The following is an 18,442-nucleotide window of genomic DNA, read 5'->3' on the forward strand; positions in this document are numbered from 1 at the left end:
GGATGCGACAATGGGTGAAGTTATTTTAACTATGAAGGACATTGATAAGTCCTTTCCTGGAGTTCATGCTCTGGATCACGTTAATTTCGAAGTAAAACGCGGCGAAGTACATGCACTTATGGGAGAAAATGGTGCCGGTAAATCAACACTGATGAAGGTTCTTACCGGTATTTATCAGAAGGATTCAGGTTCCATCGTTTACAAAGGACAGGAAACAGAATTCCACAATACACGTGAGGCACAGGATGCCGGCGTTGTAATCGTACATCAGGAGCTGAACATGGTAGGTGATCTTACTGTTGCTCAGAACATCTTCATCGGACGTGAGCCGAAGAAGGGTTTCCGCATTGATGACAAAAAGATGATCGAGGATTCCAAAAAGCTTTTTCAGGATCTGAACATTGAGATCAATCCGAAAGAAAAGATGAAAAACCTGACAGTCGGAAAACAGCAGATGTGTGAGATCGCAAAAGCAATTTCCCATAAAGCTGAGGTTATCATTTTTGATGAGCCTTCCGCAGCACTGACAGAGAAAGAGATCGCGGACCTGTTCGAGATCATCCGTGACCTTCGTAAGAAGAATCTTGGTATCGTATATATCTCTCACCGTATGGATGAGATCAAGACCATCACAGACCGTGTAACCGTTATGCGAGATGGTGGATATGTAGGAACTCTGATCACAAAAGACAGTACAAAAGAAGATATCATCAACATGATGGTTGGTCGTGTTATTTATGAAGATCCGAAACAGCAGAGTGCAGTTCCGGCAGATGCACCGGTAGTTCTTAAGGTTGAACATCTGAACGCAGGAAAGATGGTTCAAGATGTAAGCTTTGAACTGAAGAAAGGTGAGATCCTTGGTTTCTCAGGACTAATGGGGGCAGGACGTACCGAGACAGCCAGAGCACTGTTCGGAGCAGACCCGAAACAGAGTGGTAAGATCTCTGTTATGGGTAAAGATGGACAGCTTCACGAAGTTACCATCAACAGCCCGCAGGATGCTGTTAAATACGGTATCGGTTATCTGTCAGAGGACAGAAGAAGATACGGCTGTGTTGTACAGAAATCTGTAACAGAGAATACAACACTGGCAACAATGGAAGAGTTTACCAATGGTATTTTTATCAACAAGGCAAAAGAGAAACAGGTTGCAGAGAAATATGTAAATGAGCTTGCAACAAAGACACCGACCACCGATCAGCTGGTAGTAAACCTTTCCGGTGGTAACCAGCAGAAGGTTGTTATTGCTAAATGGCTGACACGAGACAGCAATATCCTTATTTTCGATGAGCCGACAAGAGGTATCGATGTTGGTGCCAAGAACGAAATCTACAAATTAATGAACAGACTGGCAGCAGAAGGCAAATCCATTATCATGATTTCTTCTGAGATGACGGAAGTTCTCCGAATGAGTGACCGTATCATCATCATGTGTGAGGGTAAAGTTACCGGATGTATTGATATCTCCGAGGCAACCCAGGAAAACATCATGGACAAGGCCACACGGAATATCAATTAAGGAGGAAAGTCATGACTAAGAAGAAAAAAAGTATTTTAAGTGATCAGAGATTTATTGTTTTGCTCGTTATCATTGTCCTGTGTGCAATATTCTCAGGCTTGAGTAAAGAATTCAGACAGTACACCACGATCCTGAGTATGCTGGATTTCTCATATTACGATCTTCTTATGGCGATCGGAGTTACATTCCCGCTTATCACTGGTGGTGTTGACCTGTCAATCGGAACTGGTATGGTAGCATACGCACTGATCGGCGGAACACTGATCAGAAACAACAATTGCCCGGTAGCTCTGGCAATGCTGATCTGTATTGTTCTTGGTATCGCAGTCGGTGCACTGAACGGTGTACTGATCGGTGTTATGAACCTGCCGCCATTTTTGGCAACACTTTGTACCTGTATGATTACCCGTGGTGCCGGATCTCTCTGCAGTGCGACACCTTGGCCGGGACTTACACAGCCGGGCGGATGGTTCCATACCATCTTCAAGGTAACAGTTGGTACAGGAAGAAGCGCTTCCCGTTATCCACTTGGTTTCCTCTGGATGATCATCCTGGTACTGGTTATGGAGTACATCCTGAACCACACAAAATTCGGTCGTTATACAATTGCAATCGGTTCCAACAAAGAGGCAGCAGCCCTTTCCGGAATCAATACAAAGTTCTATCACGTAATGGTATACGTTGTCTGCGGTCTGTTTACAGGTCTTGCGGCAATCGCATACGCAGCAGTAACACCTACTGTACAGCCTGGTACTGGTGCCGGACTTGAGATGGATGCTATCGGTGGTGTATTCGTTGGTGGTGTAGCAGCTACCGGTGGATATGGTTCCGTAATCGGTACATTCGTTGGTATCTTCGTCATCATGCTTCTGAAAACAGGTCTTCCATACATCGGCCTGCAGGCAAACTGGCAGCAGATCATCACAGGTATCGTTCTGATCGTAGCCGTTCTGATCGATATCCTGAAAGAGAAAAAAGCAGCACACTAATATTAAGAAGTGTGGTACAATAAGCAAGGATACTGTTCACAGAGAAATGTGAACAGTATCCGATAATCAAAGATGTGAAACGCCAAGGGGTAGCAATGGCGTATGAACATAAAAAAACTATATAATATATTTTAAGGAGGAAATATTATATGAAAGCAAAAAAGGTTATGGCATTAATGCTCTGTGCAGCAATGGTAACAAGCATGAGCGCAACAGCAGCTTTTGCAGCTGAGGAGAAAGAAGATGCAGCAACAGAGGAATCCGCAGATTCCACAGCAGCTGAGGATCCTACCGCACAGTTCGACGGACTGAAAGCAAACGAAGCTTATGAGTTCCCGATGATGGTTAAATCTTTCCAGTCCACATACTGGGATGCAGCTCAGGAAGGTATGAAAAAAGCATCTGAGGAGCTGGGCGTTACTTATAAACCACAGGGACCGAACAGTGAGTCCGATATCGCTGACCAGGTTAACATGATCAACACAGCTATCGCTTCCAATCCTGTTGGATTAGGACTTGCAGCTTGTGATACATCTTCTGTTACAGATGCACTTAAGACATGTGCAGAAAAAGGAATCCCGGTTGTAACATTCGATACAGGTATCGCTGATGCTCCGGAAGGATCTGTAGTATGCGAGGTTTGTACAGACAACGCACAGGCTGGTGCAGTAGCAGCTGAGAATATGTACAACTCCATTAAAGACGTTGTTAAAGATGCTGACGGACAGGTTATCATCGGTGAGGTTAACCAGGATGCAACAGCTCAGAACATTCAGCAGCGTGGTACTGGATTCATCAACAAGATGATCGAGCTTCTTCAGGCTGATGGCAAGACTGTAGCAGTAAGCGGTAACGAGTTCTATGTTAACGCAGCAGAGGGTGCTGATGCTGATGCTAAAGACGCAGACGTTGTTATCCAGGTAGCTGTTCCGGCACAGACAACTGTAGAGCTTTGCTCCACAGAGGCTCAGGCAATCCTTTCCCAGGAGAACTGTATCGCAGTATTCGGTTCTAACCAGGTTTCCGCAGAGGGTGTTCTTGCAGCAAATGCTAACCTCAACGTTCTTGGTTCTGACCCGGCAAACGGTGATGTAGTTGGTGTTGGTTTCGATGCTGGTTCTATCATCAAAGCAGCTGTTAAAGATGGCACATTCATCGGTGCTGTTACACAGTCTCCTCTTATGATGGGATACTATGCAATCTACGCTCTGACAGCAGCAGCAAACGGCCAGGAGCTTCAGGATGTTCCTACAGACGGTTACTGGTATGATGCAACAAATATGGAAGACGAGGATATTGCTCCTAACCTTTATGACTAATCATATAATCGATCAGATCGTGAAGTTGTAATGAACGCGGATTGCGTTCACGAACGTAAAAATAAGAGATCCGCTGGCTGATTCAGTCAGCGGATTTTTTAAACAAATAATGCAGTAGTTCATAAATAATCGCTGTATTATTTGCAAATAAAGACACTTTTTTTGACAAAAGAGGTTCTTATCACCGGAAGGATCCTGATGTATGATAAATACAACATCAGATATGAAAGTGATCAGAAGCTTACATATTGAGGAGGATTTAAAAATGGCAACATATTATTTAGCAGTAGATATCGGAGCATCCAGCGGACGTCACATTCTGGGACATATGGAAAACGGAAAAATGATCCTGGAAGAAATCTATCGTTTTGAGAACGGCATGGTTAAGAAAGACGGAGAGCTCTGCTGGGAGTTTGACCGCCTTTTCAACGAGATCGTAAACGGTCTTAAGAAATGTAAAGAGATCGGCAAGATCCCGGTAAGCATGGGTGTTGATACCTGGGGTGTTGACTTTGTGCTTCTTGACAAGAACGACAAGGTTCTTGGCAATACAGTAGGCTACCGTGATCATCGTACAGAGGGAATGGACGAGGAAGTTTACAAGACAATTTCCCTGAAAGATCTGTATGCAAGAACCGGTATCCAGAAAGCAATCTTCAACACTGTATATCAGCTGATGGCAGTTAAGAAGAAACATCCGGAGTATCTGGAGCAGGCGGAGACACTTCTTCATGTACCGGATTACTTCCATTTCCTTCTTACAGGAGAGAAGACCTGCGAATATACAGAGGCAACAACAGGACAGCTTGTCTGCCCGACAACCAAGGACTGGGATTACGAACTAATCGATATGCTGGGATATCCGAAAAAGATCTTCCAGAAGCTGATCATGCCTGGTACAAGCATCGGACATTTAACAGACGCAGTAAAAGAAGCAGTTGGCTTTGATCTTGAGGTTGTAGCACCGGCTACCCACGATACAGGATCTGCAGTACTTGCTGTTCCTGCAAATGACGACGATTTCATTTACATCAGCTCCGGAACATGGTCTCTGATGGGAATCGAGAGAAAAGAGGCAGACTGCTCAGAGAAGAGCTGTGAGATGAACTTCACAAACGAGGGTGGATACGCAGGACGTTTCCGTTACCTGAAGAACATCATGGGTCTCTGGATGATCCAGTCTGTACGTCATGAATTTGATGACGCATACAGCTTTGCTCAGATCTGTGAGATGGCTGAGGAAGCAAAAGATTTCCCGTCAAGAGTAGATGCAAACGATGAGTGCTTCCTTTCTCCTGAGAATATGACAAAAGAGGTTCAGGACTACTGCCGCAGAACAGGACAGAAGGTTCCGGAAACTCTTGGTGAGATCGCAACCGTTATCTACACAAGCCTTGCAGAGTGCTATGCAAAGATAGCCAAAGAGCTTGAGGAGATGACAGGAAGAACCTACAGCCGTATCCATATCGTAGGCGGTGGTTCCAATGCAGGATACTTAAATGAGCTGACTGCAAAAGCTACAAAGAAAGAAATCCATGCAGGCCCTGGTGAGGCTACTGCAATCGGTAATATCACAGCACAGATGCTGAAGGCCGAGGAGTTTAAAACGATCGAGGAGGCTCGTACAACCATCCATGAGTCCTTCGGTATCAAAGTATACAAAGCATAAATAAAAATAATTGGAGGTTTTATTATGTTAGTTAACACAAAGGCAAAAGTTGGTGTATTTTCAATTGCTTTAGGCGCATATCTTCCGCAGTTCCCGTCACTGGTGCCGGAATTTGAGGCACAGTACGATGCATTCAAGAAAACAATCCCGGATACTGTAGAGATCATTGACGGTGGAATGGTAACAACAAAAGAGCAGGCAATGGTAGCAGGAGATAAATTCCGTGCAGCAGATGTTGACCTCGTATTTCTTCAGATGCTGACATACGCAACATCCTACAACATGCTTCCTGCAATCCGTGACCTTGATGTTCCGGTTGTTCTCGTAAATGTTCAGAAGATCAAAGCACTGGATTATGAGCACACTGACATTGCTTCCTGGCTGGGCGAAGGCTATGCATGCGGCGCTGTAGGCGAGGCGGTAGCTGACCTTGAGAGAGCTGGCAAGAGACATGCCGTTATCACAGGTGTTGTAGAAGGCGGAGATCCTGCAGTTCAGGCTGAGATCGAAGACTGGTGCAAAGCTGCTCAGGTAAGAAGAAGATTCCGTGAGACTAACATTGCTCAGATCGGAAGACCATACCCAGGTATGATGGATCTTTACATCGATGAGACAAACCTCTATAACAGAATGTTCCTCTACACCAAACAGTTTGACTGGGAGAAAATGTGGGCAATCGCTGACGATATCACAGATGAGGAAGCTATCCGTGCAAAAGCACAGGATATCCTTGACACCTTCGAGATCGAGGGCGGCGGCACAATCGAAAAAGTATGGGATATGGCAAAATACGTAGTTGCTTTCGAGGAGTGGGTAAAAGATGAGCATCTTGGAATGATCGCTTCCCATTACGACGGATTTGCACAGGGTAAAGCTGGTGTCCTTGACAGTATGCTGATCCCGGCATTCTCCATGCTGATCAAACAGGGTACTGCATGCGCTGTAGAGGGTGACATGAAAGTTGCCATGGCAATGAGTATCTTAAAGACAATTTCCGGTACAGGCCAGCTTTCTGAGATGTACTCCATCGATTTCAACGATGACATCTGCATCATTGGACATTCCGGAAGTGGAGATGCTGACATCTCCGACAAGAAACCAACCATGAAAATCGTGCCGGTATTCCACGGCAAAACAGGCGGCGGATACCTGACACAGTTTTATCCATACACAGGCCCTGTAACCTACCTTGCAATCACTCAGGATAAAGACGGAAACTTCAAGTTCGTTGTAGCTGAGGGTGTAAACGAGGAAGGACCGATCCTTTCCTTCGGTGATACAAACATGAGAACACGTTTCACATGTGGCGCAAGAGAATTTGTAAATCGCTGGAGCGAGGCTGGCCCGACACATCACATGGCAGCTGCTACAGGAAGACACATCGACACAATCCTGAAAGTTGCAAAAATCTTCAACGTACCGGTAGATATCGTAACAAGATAATTATCAGTACCATAAAAAACGATAAATTCTTTCTTATAACCAACCTAAAACATATTCAAAAAAAGGAGACTGCAAATGCGGTCTCCTTTCCTTTTTTGATGGAAAATTTCTTATTTCTTATGCATCATTTTATGCTCTTTTGTAAGTTCGTCATGGAGCTGAATGGAAGACCAGTGCTGGGTCACAGGGGTGAGCATGGCTTTTAACGAAACCGAAGGAATCGCTTCTTCCCGGAAAAAAGCCAGGAACGCATCCATCTGCTCACTGGAAAAATTGTTCAGCACCATCATCTCATCACTGAAATTTTTGCCCAGATTAAACTGTGTGGAGGGCTGAAATCCCGGAAGTTCAAAGAGATAACCCAGAGGATGCAGAAACTCCGGTGGGGTGACGATCCGCACGTTTACTTTCTGACGGTTCAGATAGCGGCGGATGATCCGGAGACGGTCCGGATCATTGAAATTATATAGAAGTACTGTTGGTTGTGTATTCATAAGTAGGATACCTCCTGTAAATTACTCTTCTCTGTGTGCTGGAAAACGGATCTCCACTTCTGTCCCTTCGCCGGGATTGCTGGAATAGATAAGCCCATAATCCTTTCCATAAAGAATCTGAAGTCGCCGGTGTGTGTTGTAAACGGCAATGTTGGTGCCGCCGGACTGGCTGTTTCCCTTTCCGGAGAGAATTGTTGAAAGGATTTCCGGGGGAATTCCCACGCCGTCATCGGAAATCAGAAGAACGATGTCTTCGTTTTCCATCCATCCGGTAATGACAATGGTTCCGGATTTTGATTCTTTTTCCAGAATTCCGTGAAGAATGGAATTCTCCACAACCGGCTGAAGAGTCAGCTTCGGGATCTGGTATTCAGACAATTCATCCGGAATATCCGTGATCAGTTCAATACTGTCATGGTAACGCATATTCTGGAGCTGTACATAGATTGTCACATGTTCCAGCTCTCTGGCAATTGTGGAAATTCCTTTTTTGCGGCTGAGCGTCAGTTTATAAAAACGGGAAAGACTCTGTACTGCATGGCTGATTTCTTCTGTCTGTCCCTGCAGCGCCATCCAGTTGATCATGTCCATGGTGTTATAGAGAAAATGTGGATTGATCTGCGCCTGAAGGGAATTAAACTCCGCAATTCGGAGATCTTCTGCAGCTTTTGCCTGCTTTTCCATCAGTTCGTACATTTTTCTGGTCATATAGTTGTAGGTGTCAATCAGATCACCGATCTCATCATGTGCCTGTGGACTTTCCATGGGAGTTGGCGGTCCATGGCGGACAGTCTGCATCTGCCGGATTACCGAAGAGAGTCTTCCGGTAATGGAATGAGCCAGTACATTGGCAAAAATAAGGGCCAGAACAAGAAAACCGGCATAAAGCAACGCAATCTGAAGCATCAGATGATTGCTTTCGTGGATCAGTGGCGGAGCAGGAAGGATCGTAACCATAAACCAGTCCGTGTTGGAAATGCTGTAAAAACCGGCATAAACTTTTGTGTCCAGAATGTTCCGTTCAATGAAGTTGTTGGATGACATGAAGGACTCTTTGATAGTGTCGTAATCCAGCCGGTAAATTCCGGATAAGGACTGATCCGAGGTTGCAACAATGGCATCACGTTCGTTTACAATATAGGAGACACTTCCTTCCAGAGAAAGATTGTCGGAAAGAATGGAATTCAGTTTGCTGTCGGAAAAATATACTGCCAGATAAGCTTTATAGGCATTGGAATGATAATAAAGACTTAAAGGACAGATATACGCCATATCTCCGTAATTCTTTTTTTCCTGGGAACCAAGGTAAAAAGAAGGACAGAACATTTCCTGGTTTTCCCGGTTACCCTGAAAGATTCCGTACCAGTAAGTTCCTTTGGCCTGGCTGATAGGAGCCAGAATATTTTCTGTATTTGGATCATCATCCAGTGTTTCCAGTTCTTCCGGAAAATCCACGTAGATCCGTACATCCGTCACAATCGAATCGGTAGTGAGACGGCGGATGGCATTTTTGAAATCAATGGCATGGTTGGAAGAAGCCAGTTCTTTGGCGGAATCACTGACCGGCATATAAAACAGTTCCTGAAAAAAGGTCTGCCCTGTAATATTCCGGGTAGTAGCGAGGATCGTATCCATGGTTCGTTCGATCAGTGGCGCTGTTTTTGCGGAAGCATCCTGCTCCTGGCGAATGGTGTTGGACACCACCATGTTATAAAGCTTTCCATAAAAAAGAAATACAGTGAGAAAAGCAGGAAGTACCACGATGCTGATCAGCGCAATGGTAAATTTTGTCTGAAGTCTTAAGTTCAGATAGCCGTTTTTGAAGCGGCGCCAGAGGGCCCTCATGACATTTTCTCCCGGTATTCCGATGGGGAAAAGCCGGAGTATTTTTTGAAACTTTTTCCAAAATAATTTCCGTCCGTATATCCTACTTTGGAAGAAATCTCAGAAATCTTGTATCTGGGATCGGAAAGCAGCTGCTTGGCTTTTTCCATCCGGTATTCCGTCAGATACTGATTGAGAGTCTGTCCGGTCTCACTTTTGAAAAAGGTGCACACATAAGAAGCAGAAAGATACACATGGCTGCTGATATCTTTTACGGAAAGGGTATCATTCATGTAGTTCCGGCTGATGTAATCTTTGATCATAAAGATTGTGGAATTTTCCGGCTGGGAATTCTTTGCGTCTTCAAAATACTGTGCGGTTTTTTCTTTCAGAGATTCGTGGAGTTCTTCATAAGTAAAAGCATTGTCCAGAGTATCTACGATGAGATCCTGTTTTTCGTGGAAACCGGATTCCACCTGATTCTTTTTGCGAGCGGCGGAAAGTATGCTGAACAGCTGGTAATAAAGATCACGGATCTGGTTGGGCATAAAAGTAAGGTTTCCATTATAGTAGCCAAAAAGTTCTTCAAGAAACTGTCCGCAAGGTTCTCCCTCACCGGAGAGAAGATATTTGGAAAAAGTGCTTTCCGGGGATTGCAGAGTACCTGGAAGGGGCGGTTTGGGAGGCTGCTGATTTACGATATCTTCTGTGAGAAAGGTTTCTGCCGGAAAGAAAAAACAGTTCTGCAGAAGAATGACAGCAGAGGCATAGGACTGGTAAACTTTGGAAATATCGGTTACTGTGTTTCCGGCTGCAATCATATGTTTTCCGCAGGTACTGTACTGCCTGGAAATATAGCTTCCCACAGCGGAAAGTGTAGTTGGCGAAATCGGATTACTTCCATATATATGATATACCAGATACTGTACCCGTTTTTCTGCAAATAGGCATTTCAGATGGTAATGTGCCAGGAAACGGGCAATCTCACGGTGGATATCTTCCAGAACCGCACCGGAAGATTCGGCGGTATTATTCAGTTTTACGATTATGGAGGTAAAATTTATTCCCGAATCCAGAAGTTCAGGATTTCCAAGCTCCAGGCACAGATCCACAATTTCCTGATTCGAGGAAGTGGAAGGAACGGTAAGCTTCAGTGCCAGCCTGGTAGAAGTTTCAAGGGAATGAATGGCTTCGCCGCGGTGAGAGCGGAGTTTCTGTTTATAAAGGGACTGTGCCTCCAGGATCGCTTCCCGTATTTCCTCAGGATTTAAAGGTTTTTCAATGTAATTGACTGCTTTTAGTTTGATGGCGGCTTTTAGATATTCTTTATCTGAGTAACCGCTCATGAAGATAGGAATGCAGTCTGGCAGAATCTTCTCCAGACGTTCCAGCATGGCGATACCTGTCATCCGCGGCATCCGCACATCGCAGAGAATGATCTCAGGCTTATGCAGCCTGGCCATTTCCAGTCCGTTCATTCCATCGTCTGCCTGAAGGATTTCTGTGATCCCCAGACTCTCCCAGTCAATGGATGAGACAAGCCCGGTACGTGTAAGTTCCTCGTCATCAACGATCAGTAATTTCATATAGGATTCTCCAATCGGCAAAAATACTAGTATGTTGTTACAAGCGTTCCTATTATAGCATAAAATACACAGAAATACGAGCAGGCCGGATTTTATTATGGGTAATATTTTACAGGGAAAAGGAGAATATTTTACCCTTATCCAAAAATATTCCCATTATCAGCAAGGGAACCGGATGATAGAATATAACCAGATCAAAGGAAAGGGAGGAGAAAGAGCCGTGTCAGAATATGTTCTTGAATTAAAAGGTATTACGAAGATATTCCCCGGTGTCAAAGCTCTGAATAATGTACAGTTCCAGCTCAAACCTGGCGAAGTTCATGCGCTGATGGGTGAGAACGGTGCTGGTAAATCTACGTTTATCAAGGTTATTACCGGAGTACATAAAGCAGAAGAAGGTGAGATGTTCTTAAACGGACAGAAGGTTGACTTCAAAGGTCCGAAGGATGCCCAGGAAGCAGGTATCGCAGCCGTATATCAGCATCCGACATCATATCCGCACCTTACAGTTGCAGAAAATATTTTTATGGGTCATGAGATCATCAAACATCATATGATCCAGTGGAAAGAAATGAATCAGGAGGCGAACAAATACCTCAAAGAGCTGGATGCAGATTTCGATGCAACCGCTGAGATGGGTACCCTTTCTGTTGCACAGCAGCAGATGGTAGAGATTGCCAAGGCACTTTCCACAAATGCGAAGATCATCATTCTGGATGAGCCAACAGCAGCACTTACCAGAAACGAGTCCGAGAAGCTTTACACACTGGTTGACAAGCTGAAAGCAAATGGAGTTTCCATTATCTTTATTTCTCACCGTTTCGAAGATATGTACCGTCTGGCTTCCAGAGTTACCGTATTCCGTGATTCCCAGTACATTGGAACTTATGATGTAGACGGAATCACAAACGCAGATCTGATCAAAGCTATGGTAGGCCGTGAGATCAATGATCTGTTCCCGAAACCGGAAGTTGAGCTGGGAGATGAGATGCTCCGCATCGAACATTTTTCCAGAACAGGATTTTTCAAGGATGTTTCCTTTAATGTACGTGCAGGCGAGATCGTAGGTCTTACCGGTCTGGTTGGTGCAGGACGTACAGAGGTTGTGGAAGCTGTCTGCGGAATCACCCGTCCGGATGAAGGAAAAGTTTTCCTTGAGGGAAAAGAAGTTTACATCAAGACTCCTTCCGAGGCAATGGAAAAAGGTGTCATCCTTCTTCCTGAGGACAGACAGAAGGAAGGCCTGATTATGAGCTGGGGACTTGGAAGAAACGTAACACTTCCGATCATCAGCAAATATGCAAAATCCGGATTCAACGATGAGAAGGCAGAAAGAGAACTTTCCAAGAAACTTCTTGAGGAAGTTGATACCAAGGCGGTTGATATCTTCCAGCCGGCAAGCTCTCTGTCCGGTGGTAACCAGCAGAAAGTTGTAGTTGCCAAGGCACTTGCTCAGGAAATGAAAGTTGTTATCATGGATGAGCCGACCAAGGGTGTTGATGTTGGTGCAAAAGCTGAGATCTATGCGATCATGGGAGATCTTGCTAAAAAAGGATATGCGATCATCCTGATCTCTTCCGAGATGCCGGAGATCCTGGGTATGGCGGACCGTATCGTAGTTATGTGTAACGGCCGCAAGACTGGTGAACTGAGCAGAGATGAGGCAACACAGGAAGGAATCCTTGAGCTGTCCATGGAAAAGAGCACTGGAAAGGGGACTAAATAATGGAAAAGAAATCTGTCATCAAGAAGATTACAGGCTCCCGAGAGGCTCTGCTGGCAATTATCGTAATCGTGCTGTTTGCAGTTGTCACAGCGATCAGCCCGTCATTCCTTACGCCAAAGTCACTCATGGAGATGCTGAAAAATAATGCAGTAACAATGGTAATGTCACTTGGTATGTTATGTGTCATGCTGGTAGGCGGAATCGATATTTCCATCATGTCAACGCTGGCACTTTCCGGTATGTCCATCGGTATGCTCCTGAAATACGGACATATCACAAGTACATTACTTGCTTTCATCATTGCAATGGCAATCGGTATTGCCTGCGGACTTGTTGTAGGTCTTGTAATTTCAAGAGCAAACGTTCCGCCGATCATTGCAACCATGGGCTTTATGTACATCTACAGAGCAATGGGTTATCTTGTTTCTCACGGTGGTGAGTGGGCAAGTGCCGCAGCTCTTGGTGAGTTTAAGAATTTTGCAACAACCAATTTCCTTGGAATCAACAAGGTTATCTGGGTAATCATCATCTGTTATGTAGTATTCTTCTTCTTTATGAAATGGACAAGAACAGGACGAAGAATCTACGCAGTAGGAAGTAATGCAAGTGCAGCACAGGTTTCCGGTATCAATGCAAAGAATATCAACCTTCTTGTATATGTGATCATGGGATTCCTCGCAGGTCTTGGCGGAGCACTTCAGGTATCTGTTTATGCTTCTGCAATGCCGGATATGCAGTACGGCGGTGAGATGGATGTCATCGCAGCCTGCGTTATCGGTGGTGTAAGCATGAGCGGCGGACGTGGAACTGTAGTTGGTGCATTCCTTGGTTCCATCATCCTTGCAACCATCGCAAAAGCTCTTCCACTTGTAGGTATCAGTTCCCTGTGGCAGAACATGATCAAGGGTGTCATTATCCTGGTAGTAGTTGTGATCAATGTTGTCCTGCAGAGAATCGCAGACAAAAACGCATTAAAGGGAAGGGAGATGTAAATCATGGCTGGAAAATCTGGAAGAAGTATTAACAATGTGCCGGAAAATCCGATGAAACACATCATATTCAGTTGGGAAGGCATCCTGGTCATTCTCTTTATCCTGGTAAATATTTTCTGTGCATCATTTTCTGAATTTTATAACCTGAAGAGTGTTCTTCGTCAGATGCCGGTTTACCTTGCAGAGGTATTCATGATGTTCCCGATGGCGTACATCCTGGTATTAGGCGAGATTGATATTTCCGTTGGTGCGATCGTGTGTCTCTCCGCAACATTAAGCTGTATGGTCTGTAACACAAACGCTCCATTCATTGTAGTCGTACTTACAGCACTGGTTGTTGGTGCCCTCTGCGGTGCGGTTAACGGATTCATCCTTACCCGTTTCAAAGAGCTTCCTCCAATGATCGTAACACTGGCAACACAGATTATCTTCCGTGGTATTGCAGAGGTAACACTTGGTTCCGGCGGAAGCATTGCAGTTACAAACACAGATGGCTTCCGTGCCATCGGTGGAAAAGTCGGACAGGTTCCGTACATTCTTTTCCTGGTGCTGATCCTTGGTGTTCTCTTTGCAATCTTCCTTGGAAAGAGCACATTCGGACGTCGTACCTACGCAATCGGAACAAACCGTGTGGCAGCTTATTATGCAGGAGTTCATGTAGAGAAGATTCGTTTCATTATCTACACAGTTATGGGACTCATGTCTGGACTTTGTGCACTGTTCTTGGTATCATCTTCTTATGGTGCCAACACAACAACCGGTAACGGATTCGAGATGGATGCCATCGCAATGGCAGTATTCGGAGGCATCTCCTCCACAGGTGGTAAAGGTAACCTGGCCGGCGGTATCATTTCCGCATTCATCATCGTATGCTTACGAGTTGGTCTTGGACAGAAGAACGTAAACGCACAGGTAATCCTTCTTATCATCGGTGTACTTCTGGTAGCAGCAGTTGCTCTTCCAAACATCATCGGTGATGTAAAAAAAGCAGTAGCAATGAAGAAAAACTAAATATCACTTTTTGAACGCAGGTCGCGAAACGACTGCGTTCATGAGCAAGTAGCGAAGCGGATTGCGAATATCCGCTTTACACCCCATATGATTGTTAGCTGTTTCCATCGGTGTAGCGGAGGCAGCAGCATATAAAAAAATTATATTCTTATAGGGAGGAACAAAAATGAAAAAAAAGGTAATTAGCGCAATCCTTTGTGGAGCAATGGTTCTTGGTACAGTTTGCCCGGTTCTCGCAGCAGATGACAAATCCGAAGATACTAAGACAGAAGCAGCTGGAAATTCCGCAGAAGGCAAAAAGATCGCTCTGGTTGGTAAAGCAGCCGGCAACGCATTCTTCGAGATCGCAGCAGATGCTTTCAAATCAACAGTAGAGGCTGAGGGTGGCACAGTAGAGACTGTTTATCCTGAGACAGCAACTGCTGATGCACAGATTAAGGTTCTTGACAACCTGATTTCTCAGGACTTCGATGCAATCTGTATCTCCGCGAACGATGTTAACGCTCTTCAGGCTAAACTTGAGGAAGCTATGGATGCAGGAATCAAAGTATCTTCCTTCGACTCCGCACCGAACAAAGACAGCCGTGAGATTTTTGTAAACCAGGCTGGTACAAAAGAAGTTGCTCAGGCACTTATGGATGCAGTTCTTGATATTTCCGGTGGTGAGGGACAGTTCGCTATCCTTTCCGCTACATCTCAGTCCGCTAACCAGAATGCATGGATCGACGCAATGAAGACCATCATGGAAGGCGACGACAAATATAGCAAACTTGAGCTGGTAGACGTTGTATACGGCGATGATGAGCCACAGAAATCTACAGACCAGACAGCAGCTCTTCTTCAGAACTACAAAGATCTGAAAGTTATCTGTGCACCGACAACTGTTGGTATCGCAGCAGCTGCTAAATACCTTCAGGATAACGGATCTGAGTGCAAACTGACAGGTCTTGGACTTCCGTCTGAGATGCAGGAGTACACAGGTGATGATGCAGATCATTCCTGCCCATACTTCTATCTGTGGGATATGCAGGGCCTTGGAAAACTCAGCGCTTACACAACAATCGCTCTGATCAACGGTGACATCACAGGTGCTAAAGATGACAAGTTCACAGCTGGCGACCTTGGTGACTACACAATCACAGACGCTGATGACGGCGGTACAGAAGTTGTACTTGGCGCACCTCTGAAATTCGATACAAGCAACATCGAAGAGATGGCTAAACTGTACTAATCAGAAATCTGATTAACGGATTGACATTTTTATATGATAAAGTCCTTTTAAAAAGAGGTTGCTGTACTGTTCTGACGGTATGGCAGCCTCTTTTACTGATACTTGTCAGAGGAATCCAAAGGTGACAGAAAAAGAGACAGGAATAGCAGAAAAGACCTGCTTCAGATGGGTTTACAGATAAAATTGGTTATGGTAAAATATAACAGAATATACAATACGGAGGAGATTTGCCATGAAACAGTCAGATTCATGCAAAATCTATAATAAACTCTGTAATAACAGCCGCAGTGATAACAGATTTCTGACCGGGGCTGTTTTTGTATTATCCAAAAGTATTGAACTTAAGAAGGAGATGAAAAAATGAATTGTGAAAAAGCACCTACAGGAAAACCAAGCGAAGATCGTCGTTGGATGCAGTATTATCCGGAAATGATGCTCAAAATGATTCAGAAACCAGAGTGTACCTTATGGGAATACCTGGAACAGCATTGTCCTGGACCAGATGTGGTGGCAATCCATTATTATGGAGAAGATATCACCTGGAAAACTGTTTTCGAGGAATCCGAAAAATGTGCGAGATCATTGAGGGCGATGGGATTTGGCGAGGGAGATCAGATTCCTGTATTTTTCAGATTGGTTCCAAACTTTGTATTCCTTTTACTGGCAGCAGAAAAAATCGGTGCTTCTCTGTTATGCAGAGATAACACACTTCTGGAAAACGTTGAGGCAGTCAGCAAAGCCGATGCAAAAGCAATTTTTGCACACGATTTCCTTGCACCGAAGGAACTGAGAACTTATTGTGAGGGAGCAGGCGTAAAGAAAGTAATTCTTCTGAATCCGATGTACTATGGAGATGAGAGTACACTTCCGGATTACATAAAAGAATCTCTGGATGAAAATTATCCGCGGGTAACGGCATCCGGAGAGAATACCATGACCTGGGATGAATTCCTCTCCATCGGTAATTATTACGTAGGAAAAGTAGAAGCGGAAAAAGATCTCAACAGACCGCTGTTCCGTGCTTACACAAGTGGTTCCACAGGCCCATCCAAACAGGTTATTCACTGTGCGAATAGTATGCTCGGTACTGTATGCCAGATGAATTTCTATGGTGGATCCGATGATGTCCGTCCAACCTGGATGGTAACCTGTCTGCCACCTGCACTGGTAGCCGTTGTTGTTTCCATGGTACTGCTTCCATTATCCTCAAATAAACTTCTGATTATGGATCCGTTTGTTGATCCGGAGGATGTAGACCTCGAGATGATGCGTTACAAACCAAACGGCTGGCCGATGATTCCGATGTTTATTGAAGCGGTTATGCGTAATGGCCGTGTTCAGAGGATTACGACATGTCCCATCTTCTGGCAGCAGGAGCCGGATGTGAGGCAGTAAACAACAACCAGCTTGACCGTGTACAGGAATTTCTTCATAAACATAACTGTAATGTACGTTTTACAGTAGGATACGGAAGCAGCGAAGGTGGTTCCAACCTGACCTTCCAGATGGCTCCGAAATCTGTTCATAACGGAAATGTGGGAATCCCGATGCCGCTGAACGACATGGGCGTTTTCAAACCTGGAACACAGGAAGAACTTGGATATAACGAGATGGGCGAGATCTGTACTGTAGGTCCTGGAAATATGCTTGGTTATGACAGAAGAAGTGCCACAGCAAAAACACTCCAGAGACATGCGGACGGCAAGATCTGGCTTCATACCGGAGATATTGGTTATGTAGATGAGGATGGCGTTTTCTACGTACTGAACCGTGGTGCCGCATTCCGTTACGGTGGTGGTGAGCTTGCAGTACTTCCTATGGAGAACCGCCTTGCAGATGCCAAGATCAAAGGAATTAAAGATGAATTTTTCGTACTGATCGAGGATGAAGATCATGACGGATACTTTGTTCCATACCTCTATGTTGTTCTGGAGGACGGATACAAAGTTGATGATATCATTAAAGACGTACAGTCTTGTCTGGAACCATACATGTTTCCAGTTGAAATACTGGCAATTGATGAGAGACCTTTCTTCCACTTTAAGACAAATCGTATTGAGTTGTCCAAAGAGCTGAAGAAAAAGAATCACGATTGCTGAAAACCTGGTACTGTAAAAACAGTAAAAACCAGATGAAGCTGTAAAACAAAAAAAGAAAGAAGGAGAGAAAAATGAGTACAAAATTACACTCAGGTCTGAAGCGTACTCTTGCATGGTTATTGACAGCTGCAATGCTTGCACAGGGATGCTTCGTTGTATCTGCGGATGATTTTTCAAGCGAGCCGGCGGCAGCGCAGGAAACTCAGGCAGATACACAGTCTGATGCGGAAGCAGTTGATTTTGACACAGATGCTGTTGAAACAACAGAATCATCAGACGATGTTACGTCAGAGGAAGATGAAATTGCTGCCCCAGACGTACAGCAGGATGCTGATGTGGAAGATATTTCACAGGAGGCAGACAGCGAGGAGTTAACAGCTCCGGAACAGACCACAGATGACAGTGCAGTTGCTGAGCAGGACGCATTTGATGACGGCAGCGCAGTTGCGGCATTTTCTGAGTTTGCGCGCCATGGGCGCGCTCTAACGGGTGTAAGTCCCGAACATGCCCAGATAGTGGGAAGTGTATAGCTGAACA

The 18,442-nt window shown here is 44.8% G+C and carries 16 protein-coding genes; 13 read left to right on the forward strand and 3 right to left on the reverse strand.

Annotated features, from left to right (window positions below):
- The first annotated feature begins 10 nt into the window (after positions 1 to 10).
- From GPK88_RS05940 to GPK88_RS05960, 5 genes are all read left to right on the forward strand, one after another.
- Complete coding sequence (locus GPK88_RS05940; protein ID WP_215707597.1) at positions 11 to 1,522, forward strand: sugar ABC transporter ATP-binding protein; 1,512 nt, start codon at positions 11 to 13, stop codon at positions 1,520 to 1,522.
- Between the two features lie 11 nt (positions 1,523 to 1,533).
- A complete protein-coding gene (locus GPK88_RS05945; protein WP_173771143.1) occupies positions 1,534 to 2,511 on the forward strand; it encodes an ABC transporter permease in 978 nt (325 codons plus the stop codon).
- 149 nt (positions 2,512 to 2,660) lie between these two features.
- Entirely contained in the window at positions 2,661 to 3,830 is a 1,170-nt protein-coding gene (locus GPK88_RS05950; protein ID WP_059086069.1) for a substrate-binding domain-containing protein, read from the forward strand.
- A gap of 265 nt (positions 3,831 to 4,095) precedes the next feature.
- Positions 4,096 to 5,499, forward strand: coding sequence for a rhamnulokinase (gene rhaB / locus GPK88_RS05955; RefSeq protein ID WP_173761835.1), 1,404 nt, complete (start codon positions 4,096 to 4,098; stop codon positions 5,497 to 5,499).
- A 24-nt stretch (positions 5,500 to 5,523) separates the two neighbouring features.
- Positions 5,524 to 6,942: an arabinose isomerase gene (locus GPK88_RS05960; RefSeq protein WP_148444942.1), complete on the forward strand. Its 1,419-nt coding sequence runs from the start codon at positions 5,524 to 5,526 to the stop codon at positions 6,940 to 6,942.
- 110 nt (positions 6,943 to 7,052) lie between these two features.
- Here the strand turns inward: GPK88_RS05960 and GPK88_RS05965 are convergent, their stop codons facing one another.
- The 3 genes from GPK88_RS05965 to GPK88_RS05975 are packed head-to-tail and all read right to left on the reverse strand — an operon-like array spanning position 7,053 to position 10,846.
- Positions 7,053 to 7,436, reverse strand: a complete 384-nt coding sequence (locus tag GPK88_RS05965; RefSeq protein ID WP_148444941.1) for a DUF3783 domain-containing protein — start codon at positions 7,434 to 7,436, stop codon at positions 7,053 to 7,055.
- Positions 7,437 to 7,457: 21 nt separating this feature from the next.
- Positions 7,458 to 9,281 (reverse strand): sensor histidine kinase, encoded by a 1,824-nt coding sequence (locus tag GPK88_RS05970; protein ID WP_148444940.1) that lies wholly within the window; start codon positions 9,279 to 9,281, stop codon positions 7,458 to 7,460.
- Positions 9,278 to 10,846, reverse strand: coding sequence for a response regulator transcription factor (locus GPK88_RS05975; RefSeq protein ID WP_215707598.1), 1,569 nt, complete (start codon positions 10,844 to 10,846; stop codon positions 9,278 to 9,280). Before GPK88_RS05975 ends, GPK88_RS05970 begins: the two co-directional genes overlap by 4 nt.
- Positions 10,847 to 11,066: 220 nt before the next feature.
- Between GPK88_RS05975 and GPK88_RS05980 the strand changes: the two genes are divergently transcribed.
- From GPK88_RS05980 to GPK88_RS06010, 8 genes are all read left to right on the forward strand, one after another.
- Positions 11,067 to 12,572 carry a sugar ABC transporter ATP-binding protein gene (locus tag GPK88_RS05980; protein WP_148444938.1) on the forward strand — a complete coding sequence of 502 codons (1,506 nt, stop codon included), beginning with the start codon at positions 11,067 to 11,069 and terminating at the stop codon, positions 12,570 to 12,572.
- On the forward strand, positions 12,572 to 13,564 hold the full coding sequence (locus tag GPK88_RS05985; RefSeq protein ID WP_148444937.1) for an ABC transporter permease: 993 nt from the start codon (positions 12,572 to 12,574) through the stop codon (positions 13,562 to 13,564). Before GPK88_RS05980 ends, GPK88_RS05985 begins: the two co-directional genes overlap by 1 nt.
- 3 nt (positions 13,565 to 13,567) lie before the next feature.
- A complete protein-coding gene (locus tag GPK88_RS05990; protein ID WP_173761838.1) occupies positions 13,568 to 14,575 on the forward strand; it encodes an ABC transporter permease in 1,008 nt (335 codons plus the stop codon).
- A 166-nt stretch (positions 14,576 to 14,741) separates the two neighbouring features.
- Positions 14,742 to 15,806 (forward strand): substrate-binding domain-containing protein, encoded by a 1,065-nt coding sequence (locus GPK88_RS05995; RefSeq protein WP_173761839.1) that lies wholly within the window; start codon positions 14,742 to 14,744, stop codon positions 15,804 to 15,806.
- Positions 15,807 to 16,038: 232 nt separating this feature from the next.
- Complete coding sequence (locus GPK88_RS19120) at positions 16,039 to 16,170, forward strand: hypothetical protein (protein ID WP_256442549.1); 132 nt, start codon at positions 16,039 to 16,041, stop codon at positions 16,168 to 16,170.
- Positions 16,167 to 17,201, forward strand: a complete 1,035-nt coding sequence (locus tag GPK88_RS06000) for a class I adenylate-forming enzyme family protein (RefSeq protein WP_215707599.1) — start codon at positions 16,167 to 16,169, stop codon at positions 17,199 to 17,201. The genes GPK88_RS19120 and GPK88_RS06000 overlap by 4 nt, the downstream gene beginning before the upstream one ends.
- Positions 17,159 to 17,905 carry an AMP-binding protein gene (locus tag GPK88_RS06005; protein WP_215707600.1) on the forward strand — a complete coding sequence of 249 codons (747 nt, stop codon included), beginning with the start codon at positions 17,159 to 17,161 and terminating at the stop codon, positions 17,903 to 17,905. Before GPK88_RS06000 ends, GPK88_RS06005 begins: the two co-directional genes overlap by 43 nt.
- A 71-nt stretch (positions 17,906 to 17,976) precedes the next feature.
- Positions 17,977 to 18,435: a hypothetical protein gene (locus GPK88_RS06010; protein ID WP_215707601.1), complete on the forward strand. Its 459-nt coding sequence runs from the start codon at positions 17,977 to 17,979 to the stop codon at positions 18,433 to 18,435.
- Positions 18,436 to 18,442 lie beyond the last annotated feature (7 nt).

The organism is Blautia sp. MCC269, from assembly GCF_018785655.1.
Lineage (GTDB): Bacteria > Bacillota > Clostridia > Lachnospirales > Lachnospiraceae > Blautia_A.